This window comes from Pseudomonas sp. CM25 (assembly GCF_013179705.1).
GTDB lineage: Bacteria > Pseudomonadota > Gammaproteobacteria > Pseudomonadales > Pseudomonadaceae > Aquipseudomonas.
Genome location: NZ_JABMCW010000209.1, coordinates 1 through 10,005, shown reverse-complemented (window position 1 = coordinate 10,005; position 10,005 = coordinate 1). Strand labels below are relative to the sequence as shown.

9 protein-coding genes are annotated in these 10,005 nt (G+C 63.8%); 5 read left to right on the top strand and 4 right to left on the bottom strand.

Annotation, left to right across the window (positions count from 1 at the left end):
* Positions 1-714: 714 nt before the first annotated feature.
* The gene (locus HP546_RS19815; protein ID WP_172228590.1) at positions 715-1,050 is read left to right on the top strand and encodes a ComEA family DNA-binding protein; all 336 of its coding nucleotides are present in this window, start codon (positions 715-717) and stop codon (positions 1,048-1,050) included.
* 185 nt (positions 1,051-1,235) lie between these two features.
* Here HP546_RS19815 and HP546_RS19810 read toward each other — a convergent pair whose 3' ends face one another.
* Positions 1,236-1,403 carry a DUF2897 family protein gene (locus HP546_RS19810; protein ID WP_172228589.1) on the bottom strand — a complete coding sequence of 56 codons (168 nt, stop codon included), beginning with the start codon at positions 1,401-1,403 and terminating at the stop codon, positions 1,236-1,238.
* A 181-nt stretch (positions 1,404-1,584) separates the two neighbouring features.
* Between HP546_RS19810 and pyrF the strand changes: the two genes are divergently transcribed.
* Complete coding sequence (pyrF, locus tag HP546_RS19805; protein ID WP_012271070.1) at positions 1,585-2,286, top strand: orotidine-5'-phosphate decarboxylase; 702 nt, start codon at positions 1,585-1,587, stop codon at positions 2,284-2,286.
* A 227-nt stretch (positions 2,287-2,513) separates the two neighbouring features.
* Here pyrF and HP546_RS19800 read toward each other — a convergent pair whose 3' ends face one another.
* Positions 2,514-3,515 carry an NADP-dependent oxidoreductase gene (locus HP546_RS19800; RefSeq protein WP_172228588.1) on the bottom strand — a complete coding sequence of 334 codons (1,002 nt, stop codon included), beginning with the start codon at positions 3,513-3,515 and terminating at the stop codon, positions 2,514-2,516.
* Between the two features lie 176 nt (positions 3,516-3,691).
* On the opposite strand from HP546_RS19800, the gene HP546_RS19795 reads away from it, so the two are divergent.
* Positions 3,692-4,453 carry an SDR family oxidoreductase gene (locus HP546_RS19795; RefSeq protein ID WP_172228587.1) on the top strand — a complete coding sequence of 254 codons (762 nt, stop codon included), beginning with the start codon at positions 3,692-3,694 and terminating at the stop codon, positions 4,451-4,453.
* 431 nt (positions 4,454-4,884) lie between these two features.
* On the opposite strand, the gene HP546_RS19790 is transcribed toward HP546_RS19795, so the two are convergent.
* The gene (locus HP546_RS19790; protein WP_172228586.1) at positions 4,885-6,045 is read right to left on the bottom strand and encodes an MFS transporter; all 1,161 of its coding nucleotides are present in this window, start codon (positions 6,043-6,045) and stop codon (positions 4,885-4,887) included.
* Positions 6,046-6,209: 164 nt separating this feature from the next.
* On the opposite strand from HP546_RS19790, the gene HP546_RS19785 reads away from it, so the two are divergent.
* Positions 6,210-7,598: a PLP-dependent aminotransferase family protein gene (locus tag HP546_RS19785; protein WP_172228585.1), complete on the top strand. Its 1,389-nt coding sequence runs from the start codon at positions 6,210-6,212 to the stop codon at positions 7,596-7,598.
* A 10-nt stretch (positions 7,599-7,608) separates the two neighbouring features.
* Here HP546_RS19785 and HP546_RS19780 read toward each other — a convergent pair whose 3' ends face one another.
* Entirely contained in the window at positions 7,609-8,352 is a 744-nt protein-coding gene (locus tag HP546_RS19780; protein ID WP_172228584.1) for an outer membrane beta-barrel protein, read from the bottom strand.
* Positions 8,353-8,756: 404 nt separating this feature from the next.
* Between HP546_RS19780 and HP546_RS19775 the strand changes: the two genes are divergently transcribed.
* Positions 8,757-10,005, top strand: a 1,249-nt coding sequence (locus tag HP546_RS19775; RefSeq protein ID WP_172228583.1) for a methyl-accepting chemotaxis protein, incomplete at its 3' end; no start/stop codon positions are given.

Sequence of the window (10,005 nt, the reverse complement as noted above, 5' to 3'; positions counted from 1 at the left end):
GAAGTTATCCCTGGGGCATTTCCCCGACAATTCAGCTGCTTCTGACTGGTGCGTAGGATAGTTCGCTAGCTCACCCAACCTGAAGAGGTGGGGCAAGGTTTCAGGAAAGTCTGACGCGCTGGCTATGCACTTGGGCTGGCGGGCGCATGAGTTGAATCTTGTTGTGCTTGTGACATCGAGCGCCGCCCGCGCGGCGATTCGCGGGCAAAGTCGGATCGCCGCACCGTCTCTCCTGAATCTGTTTCGAGCCAGTACCGCCTGTGAGATTGCCTCTGGCCGCCTCGTTTGTTCCCTTTGATATCGAAGGGGACGCAGCTGCTCATGTTCAGGTCGTGGTTCGGGTTGATAGCAGCTGGGTAGTGGGGTGCCAGCCTGCAGCGGGGTGTATTTCGGGCTGCGGGATGGGGTTTTCGGGGCGGGCCTTGTGCGGCGGGTGTTGTAGGGCGATGGGCGGGCAGGGGTGGGAAGGCGGTATTGGGCAAGCAGGGATTGGGCTACACGCGCGGGATCATTCCATTGATGGTCTTGGTTTTGCGCTCGCGGGAGTAAAACGGCTGTTTTTTTGGGTGGGGGAAGTTGGCCAGGTTGTTGACCGATTCAGTAACCATTCGCGGCTGTGGGTGGCTGTCTGCAGGGCGCTGCAACCGCTAGGGTTTGTTGCGCAGCCGAAGGAAAACGGCTGCTGGCAAATGACCAACTGAAGGAGTGTTCACCATGCGCAATAACGTTCTGTCGTACCTGCTGCTGCCGCTGTTCGCCAGCTTGTCGTTCTCCCTTAGCGCCGCCCCGGCCGGTGCCATGGCGGTACCCGAGCCGGTGCCGGTGGTAAGCCAGCAACAGGCCCAGCAGCCGGGGCGGCTGGACCTTAACAAGGCCGATGCGTTGACCTTGCAGAAGGAGCTGAATGGAATTGGTAAGGCGAAAGCCGAGGCGATTGTGGCTTACCGCGAGGCCCATGGGCAGTTTGCTTCGGTGGATGAGTTGCTGGAGATCAAGGGGATTGGGAGTGCGTTGCTGGAGCGTAATCGGGACAAGGTGATGGTGGAATAGAGGGCGGGGGGTGGGGCCGCTATGCGGCCCATCGCCGGCAAGCCAGCTCCTACAGGGATTGCATCAGGGCTGACAGGTGCTTGGCGCAAGATATGTAGCGCCGGTGAGATCGAGCGCCGCCCGCGCGGCGCTCGATTTCATAGGCGCCGCTAATACGCGCGCAGTCTGCGTAAAAGCCCGGCCCACTAACGGTCCTGCGCATCCTTGGCATCCGCCTCTGCATTGCGCTCATGCACCTTGCGCAGTTGCTCGTCGGTCAGTGGCAGTTTTTTTGCGGTGTCGCGCAGCATCATCAGCCCGCCGACGATCGAGCCAAGGGCTAAGATAAGTATCAGCCAGGCATACCAGGGCATTGTCGTTCTCCTTTACCGGGTACAGGCAGTGCTTGTATGAAATTTGAGCAAATTGCCGTTCCGTTGGTTCAATTATAGAACCCAGCCGCCGCCGGGCCAATTCCGTGACCCGCGGCCCCCAAAGCCTGCGCCACTTCGTTTACAATGCGCGCCGTTTTCGACTTGCCAAGAGACCCTGCCCATGTCCGCCTGCCAGACGCCCCTGATCGTCGCCCTGGATTTCCCTACCCGTGAGGCCGCCCTGAAGCTGGCTGACCAGCTTGACCCTGCGCTGTGCCGGGTCAAGGTGGGCAAAGAGCTGTTCACCAGCAGCGCTTCGGGCATTGTCGAGACCTTGTGCGACAAGGGCTTCGAAGTGTTCCTGGACCTCAAGTTCCACGATATCCCCAACACCACGGCCATGGCGGTAAAGGCCGCTGCCGAGATGGGCGTGTGGATGGTCAACGTGCATTGCTCCGGTGGCCTGCGCATGATGGCGGCCTGCCGCGAAGAGCTGGCCAAGCGCAGCGGCCCGCAGCCGTTGCTGATTGGCGTGACCGTGCTGACCAGCATGGAGCGTGAGGACCTGGCCGGTATCGGCCTGGATGTCGACCCGCAAGAGCAGGTGCTGCGCCTGGCGGCGCTGGCGCAGAAGGCGGGTATGGACGGCCTGGTGTGCTCGGCGCTGGAGGCCCCGGCACTGAAGGCGGCGCACCCGTCGCTGCAACTGGTAACCCCGGGTATTCGCCCGGCGGGCAGTGCGCAGGATGACCAGCGCCGTATTCTGACGCCGCGCCAGGCACTGGATGCCGGTTCGGATTACCTGGTGATCGGCCGGCCGATCAGCCAGGCGGCAGACCCGGCGCAGGCGCTGGCTGCGGTGGTGGCGGAGATTCGTGGGTAAATAGCCTGCGGTATTGAAAAGGCCAGCACGCGTGTGCTGGCCTTTTCGTTTGGGGTTGGTGCAGTGTGTAGCACGAGGTGCATGGCACCGCCTGCGCCGGTGTTCGCGGCGGTTCGACGCCTCGATAAACCCGCTCCCACAGGGATCGTGCATGCTATTGAATTTTGCGCGAGACCGTAGCTCCTGCGACACACACCGCTGTCCCTAAATTGGCCCCGCAGGGGCGGTTATACCTTCAGTACCAGCTTGCCAAAGTTCTCCCCGCTGAACAGCTTCAGCAAGGTTTCGGGGAACGTCTCCAGCCCGTCCACCACATCCTCCTTGCTCTTCACCTGCCCGGTGGCCAGCCAACCGGCAATCTCCTGCGCGGCCTTGCCGTAATCCTTGGCATGGTCCATCACCACAAACCCTTCCATGCGCGCGCGGTTCACCAGCAGCGACAGGTAATTGGCCGGGCCTTTTACCGCTTCCTTGTTGTTGTACTGGCTGATCGCGCCGCAAATGACGATGCGGGCCTTGTAGTTGATGCGCGTCAGCACTGCATCCAGGATGTCGCCGCCGACGTTGTCGAAGTACACGTCCACGCCTTTGGGGCATTCGCGCTTCAGGCCGGCCAGCACGTCTTCGGCCTTGTAGTCGATCACCCCGTCAAAGCCCAGCTCGTCCTTCAGGTACTGGCACTTCTCGGCGCCGCCGGCAATGCCGACCACGCGGCAGCCTTTGAGCTTGGCAATCTGCCCGACGATGCTGCCCACCGCACCGGCCGCACCGGAAATGACCACGGTCTCGCCGGCCTTGGGCTGGCCAACGTCCAGCAGGGCGAAGTAGGCGGTCATGCCGGTCATGCCCAGCGCCGACAGGTAGCGGGGCAGCGGGGCCAGTTTAGGGTCGATCTTGTGCAGGCCCTGAGGCTCGCCGGTGAAGTAGTCCTGCACACCCAGGGCACCGCTGACATGGTCGCCGGGTTTGAAATCGGGGTGGTTGGAGGCGATCACTTCGCCAACACCCAGCGCCCGCATCACCTGGCCCAGGCCCACGGGCGGGATATAGGACTTGCCTTCGTTCATCCAGCCGCGCATGGCCGGGTCCAGCGACAGGTACAGGTTTTTCACCAGCACCTGGCCTTCGCCGGGTTGTTCGGCAGGCACGCGCTCGAAGCTGAAGTCGTCACGGCGCACGGCGCCGACCGGGCGTTTGGCAAGCAGGAAGCGGCGGTTGGTCTGGGTCATGGCGGGTCCTTGTGGGCAGTGGAGGGTATAAGGCGTTCAATTTACCTTGTTGATGTAGGCAGGTGGCCAACATCACTGACAAGCATGGTAGCTCAACCGTTGGTGTGATGATGCTGCTCGGCCCAGTGGTGGCTGGCTATGCTCTGAATCCCTCCACCCTTGTACAGGAGCACGCGATGAGCATGACCTTTTCTGGCCAGGTAGCCCTGGTCACCGGCGCCGCCGCCGGCATTGGCCGGGCAACGGCCCTGGCGTTCGCCCAGGAAGGCCTGAAAGTGGTGGTGGCCGACCTTGACCCGGTTGGTGGCGAAGCTACCGTGGCGCTGATCCACGCTGCAGGGGGGGAAGCGCTGTTCATTGCCTGCGACGTTACCCGCGACGCCCAGGTGCGTCAGCTGCACGAGCGCCTGATCGCCAGCTATGGCCGGCTGGACTACGCCTTCAACAACGCCGGCATCGAGACCGAGCAAGGCCGCCTGGCCGAGGGCAGCGAGGCAGCGTTCGATGCCATCATGGGCGTGAACGGGAAGGGCGTGTGGTTGTGCATGAAGTACCAGTTGCCGTTGCTGCTGGCCCAGGGCGGCGGGGTGATCGTCAATACCGCCTCGGTGGCGGGGCTGGGGGCGGCGCCGAAGATGAGCATCTACAGCGCTTCCAAGCATGCGGTGATCGGCCTGACCAAGTCGGCGGCCATCGAGTATGCGAAGAAGGGCATCCGCGTGAATGCCGTGTGCCCGGCGGTGATCGACACCGACATGTTCCGCCGTGCGTACGAGGCCGACCCGCGCAAGGCCGAGTTTGCCGCTGCCATGCACCCGGTGGGGCGCATCGGCAAGGTCGAGGAAATCGCCAGCGCCGTGCTGTACCTGTGCAGCGATGGCGCCGCGTTTACCACCGGGCATTGCCTGACCGTGGATGGTGGGGCTACGGCGATTTGATTTTGGTTGGCTGATTGGGTGATGCTGCTGTTTCCAGGGGATCGGATCAGGGCTGACAGGTGCTTGCCGCAACATATGCAGCGCCTGTGAGATCGAGCGCCGCCCGCGCGGCGCATCGCGGATGAATCCGCTCCTACATTTGTTGCAACGTACCTAACCTGAAAGGTCATGGTTGTCAGCCTTGTCAGCTTGACTGGATTTCCCGGTTGGCCCCACTGCAGCCTGTCTCAAGCCAAGCACCAAGGCGGGCAACCCCGCTTCCACAGGCATGGCCACGTTGCAACAAATGTAGGAGCGGATTCATCCGCGATGCGCCGCGCGGGCGGCGCTCGATCTCACAGGCGCTGCATATTTCATGGCAAGCACCTGTCAGCCCTGATGCAATTTATGTTGGTAAATTTCCCGCCCCCACAAACCCACCCCAAGGCCTATCACCCCAAAAGCGGATCTGTCCGTGAAACGGCCCTGTCAGCCCGCCGCAAACCCACCCCGACACCCAGGCACCCCAGCACCAGCACCCCGCCAAACACCGCCAGGGCCAGCCCCGCCCCCAACCGGTCACTCAGCATCCCGGTAAAGATCACCGGCAAGCTGAACCCCAGGTACGCCAGCAGGAAAAACCCGGCACTGGCCCGGGTCTTCTCGCTGCCCGCCAGCTGGTTCACCGCTGCCAGCCCGCCCAGGTAGACAAACCCGTAGCACGCACTGCTGGCCGCCACCGCACCCAGCAGCACCGCAACCAGCTGCCCGGCGTGTGCGCCCCAGGCCAGCAGCGCATAACTGCACGGCAATATCACCAGCCCCAGCAAGGTGGCGGTGTGGCTGCTCAGGCGCCGTGCCATCGGCTGGAACAGCAGCCCGCAGCTGATCACGCAAAACGTCGAGAACCCCGACCAGTCGCTAAGGCCATGCTGGCGCAGGATGCCCGGCAGCAGGGCAATCACCAGCCCCACGCAGGCCCATGCCAGCAAAATCGCCAGGCCGTAAGGCACGCTGCCGCGCGGGTAAAAGGGCAGGCGCAGCATGGGGTGGCGCTGTGCCGGGCGCGGGTCGGGCAGGCGCCATGCCAGCACGACGGCCAGCGCCGCCAGCAACAGCTGCAGGTGGAAACTGCCGGGGGTCAGGCTGGGCCCGCGCAGCAGGAACAGGCTGGTCAGCGCGGCGCCCAGGCCAAAGCCCAGCGAAGTGCTGGCGGTAACCCAGTTGGCGGCGCGGGTGCTGTGCTCGCCGCCCATCAGTTCGCCCATGTAGGCCGTGGCGGTAGCCGAAGCCAGGCCGGTGCCAAGGCCCAGCAACAGGCGCGCCAGGGCCAGGGTTTGCAGGCTGGGGGCCAGCAGCATCAACACCGTGGCGATCATCGACAGCGCCAGTGCCGCCAGGATGAGTGGCCGGCGGCCGACCCGGTCGGCCAGGCCGCCCAGGGCCAGCAGTACCGGGAGCACGCCTAGCACGTAGCCGGAAAAGGCCACGGCGGTGGCTGCCGCGCCTTGGCCAGACAGGTCGGCGTAGGTGATGTACAGCGGGGCCTGCAGGTTCACCGCCAGGGTGATCAGGCAGAGGGAGAAGGCCAGGCGGGCCGGGGCGCAGGGCATGAGGTTGGGTCCTGATTCTGGGTGGCTGTACCGGCATATTCGCGGGGTTCACCTGCGAAAACGCCGGGCCTGCTCACTGTGATCGCTGGCCCATCGCCTCTCCAGATACACCCAGCGCCCATTTATGCTTAACTGTTCGCTCAAAATCAGCGAACACCTGGCCCATGCACTTCCCCCTCGACCGCACCAGCACCACCCCCTTGGTGCAGCAACTCACCGACCACCTGCAAACCTGGATCAGCCAGCAACGCCTGCGCCCAGGGGCGCGCCTGCCGTCGATCCGTGCGCTGGCGCGCAGCCAGGCGGTCAGTGCGTCGTGCGTGATCGAGGCCTACGACCGCCTGGTCGCCAGCGGCTGGCTGGAGGCCCGCCACGGCACCGGCTTTTTCGTCGCCGAGCGCAAACCCGGGCTGCCGGTGGAAGACGCACAACCCTGGGGCGACGCGGGCGACGGCAGCTGGCGGCAGTTTCGCGAAGGCCATGAGCAACTGCTGAAACTGGGGTGTGGCTGGCTGCCCAACAGCTGGCGCGCCGCCACCGAGCTGGCCCAGGCCGTGCGCCAGGTCAGCCGCGGCAACCCGCAGGACCTGTTCGACTATTGTCCACCCCTGGGCCTGGCCAGCCTGCGCCAGCAGTTGCACAAACGCCTGGCGCAGGCCGGTATCGCCGCCGGCCCCGAGCGCATCCTCACCACCCACGGCGCCAGCCACGGGCTGGACCTGCTGGTGCGCACCCTGCTGCGCCCGGGCGACACGGTGCTGGTGGAAAACCCCGGCTACTACAACCTGTACAACCTGCTGCGCCAGCACCAGGTGCACATGCTGCCGCTGGCGCGCACCGCCGAAGGCCCCGACCTGGCTGCCCTCGAAGCCTTGCTGGCCGCGCACAAGCCGCGCTGCCTGTTCATCAACAGCCTGTACCAGAACCCCACCGGCACCAGCCTTACGCCCAAGGTGGCCTACCGCCTGCTGGAGCTGGCGCGCGAGCATGACCTGCGCATTATCGAGGACGACATCTATGCAGACTTCCAGGAAGGCCCGGCCACGCGCCTGTCCACCCTGGACAGTGAGCAGCGGGTGATCTACATGGCCAGTTTCTCGAAAACCCTCAGCAGCTCGCTGCGGGTGGGCTACCTGGTCGCCGACCCTGCGCTGCTGGCGCGCCTGGCCGAGCTGAAAATGGTCAGCGGCATCGGCACGTCGCGCTTTGCCGAACAGGTAGTGGGGCAGATGCTGGCCAATGGCAGTTATCGCAAGAGTGTGCAGCGCCTGCGTGTGCGCCTGGGCCAGCACATGGCCCGGTTGCTGCGGCAGCTGGAGCAGTGGGGGTGGCAGGTGTTCTGCGAGCCGTATGGCGGGATGTTCATCTGGGCGCGTATGCCGGGGCAAAGCTTTGCCAGCCTGGAGCGCCTGGCCCTGGCGCATGCCGTGTTGCTGACACCCGGCAGTGCCTTCGATTACCAGGGCGCCCCCAGCGACTGGCTGCGCATCAATGTCGCGTATGGGCAGGATACACGTGCCCAGGCCTTCCTTGAGCAAGCAGGCCGGTCATGATCCGCTCGGGCTAAAAGCTGATACCCAGTTTCACCCCATATTCATTGCGGGTCTGCTCGTCCGAATCGGTCATCAGGAACTGCCCGTCCAGGTCGTACTCGTAGCGGCTGTAATACAGCGAAGCAAGTACCGGGACGGAACCGTTCTGATTGAACAGCAGGCTAAGTTCGGCAAAGGGGTTGCTGGTATCTTTCAAATCAACGTCTTCGCTACTGATGCCATGTATTTCCAGTTGCGAATCGCCATTGATAACTTGCCGTATACCCGCTTCAAAACGCAGCGTGGCATTGTTGAAGCGGTAGTTGTAACCGGCGGCAATCTTGGCAAACGGGGTGCGGTTGGTGAGGTCGACGTCATAGCGGCTGGTATTGGGTTGCAGGCGGTTCCACTTGTAGCCGCCGCCCAGCAGCACGTCCAGCGAGTGGCGCTCGCTCAGCTCGACGCGCCAGCCCAGGTCCAGGTCGGCCTGGCCGTCCTTGAGCTTCTGGTTATGCTGCTTCGAGTACATGCCGCTGGCTTCTGCGTTGTAGACCAGGCCCGCCTTGGCCGTCATCTTGTTGCCGTAGCTGATGAACACGCCGCCTTCAGGCAGGTGCTCGGTGTCATTGCCGCGGCCATTCAATTCCAGCTCGGTGTAGCTGCCTTGCGCGCCCAGGGTCAATAGCGGCCCTGTGGAAGTGGCGGCGTGGGCAACAGTTGCAATACTGCCGAACAGCAAGGGGGTGACCACTGCAGTAAAAATGGCTCTTTTCATAAAGAACTCCATTGATGCACTACGGGTCCAGAGGGCGGGCCAGTTACGCATCACGATAGCGGTGTTTTTGCCGCGGTAGTGGCTCTTTAATATTTTTTTGATGCCCCAGATTTGGCGCAAATTAAATGGCGCCAAGGTAACTTCATAAAGAAAGGAACGGAATAAATCGGGACTTGAGTTGCTTCTATTTAATATTGTTCCGGACTTTGTGAAGGATCAGGTTGGGCTAAGATTGATGGCTTTGTGATGGCACTCGAAAATTCACCAGAAACGACATCAAGGCAGCCAAAAACGACAATACATAGCTATTTGACACTATTCCGGCGCCAAGCCCTTGTTCAGCGGCTGACAACGTTGCCACCCTTGGCCTCTGGATAACCTCACTGGCTGAAAGGGGATCGGCGATGGGCACGAGCAAGCATGGTGTGCTGGCCAACCTGGGCATGGCCCGCAAACTAGGCCTGGGCTTTGCCCTGGTGCTGCTGCTGACCGTGGCGGTGGCGGCCATCGGCATCGCCGCACTGCACAGCGTCGGCCAGCGCTTCGACGGTTTGCGCCAGTTGTCGCAGTTCAATACCGACCTGCTGCGCCTGCGCCAGCATGAGCAGGCCTTTGCCCTGAGCTCGGACATCCACCAGGTCGAGGCCTTGCGCACTGGGCTGCAGGGCCTGGCCGAGCGCGCCCGCAGCTTGCCGGCGCTGGCGGCGGCCGAAACCGAGCTGGCGGCTTACGGTCAGGCATTCGAGGCGTTTGTCGAGGCGGTGCAAGCCAAGGAGCTGGCGCTGGACACGGCCAGCTGGTCGGTGTCCAGTGTCGCCAACAACCTGGATGTGCTGCAGGCCGGGCTGGCCGATGACGGCGTGTATACCCTCAAGCAGTCCCAGGGCCAGCAGGGTGGCGAGTTTCTGGAGCAGGCCGCGCAGGTGGCGCAGGTTTCGCGCTTGATGCTGCAGGCCATGGACGAAGCACGGGTGCGCCTGGAAAAAAGCCGCAAAGGCGAAGAGGGCGCTGGCCAGCAACGCATCGCCCAGACAGTGGAGGCGGCCAGCCTGGTCGGCCAGCTGCAGGGCGCGGTGGGTGATGCCGGCTACCAGAGCGTGCTGGGCGAAGTGGCCGGGCACATTGGCAGCTTCTCGGAAAAACTCAATGAATACACTGACCAGCTGGCCCGTGAGCAAGGGCTGAAGGCGCAGTTGCAGGCCACTGCCGAGCAGGTGACTGGCCGTGTCGATCAGGCCTTCCGGGTGCAGCAGCAGGCCCTGCAGGCTGAGTTGCAGCGCAATGCCGTGGCCATCGCCCTGGCCACCGGCCTGGCGCTGCTGGTAGGCGTGCTGGCGGCCTGGCTGATCACCCGCGCCGTGGTCGGCCCGCTCAAGCAGGTGATCGCCCGCGCCCAGCGCATTGCCGCCGGCGAGCTGGGCTTTGCTGCCCAGGCCCCGCGCCGTGACGAAGTGGGGCAGCTGCTGCAGGCCATGCAGCAGATGGCGGTGGGCCTGTCGGGCATGGTCAGCGGCTTGCAGCAGGGTATCGAGCAACTGGCGGGCAACGCCCAGGCCTTGTCGGCGGTGACCGAGCAGACCAACCGTGAGGTCGGCAGCCAGAAGGAAGAAACCGAACAGGTGGCCACCGCCATGCAGCAGATGACCGCCACCG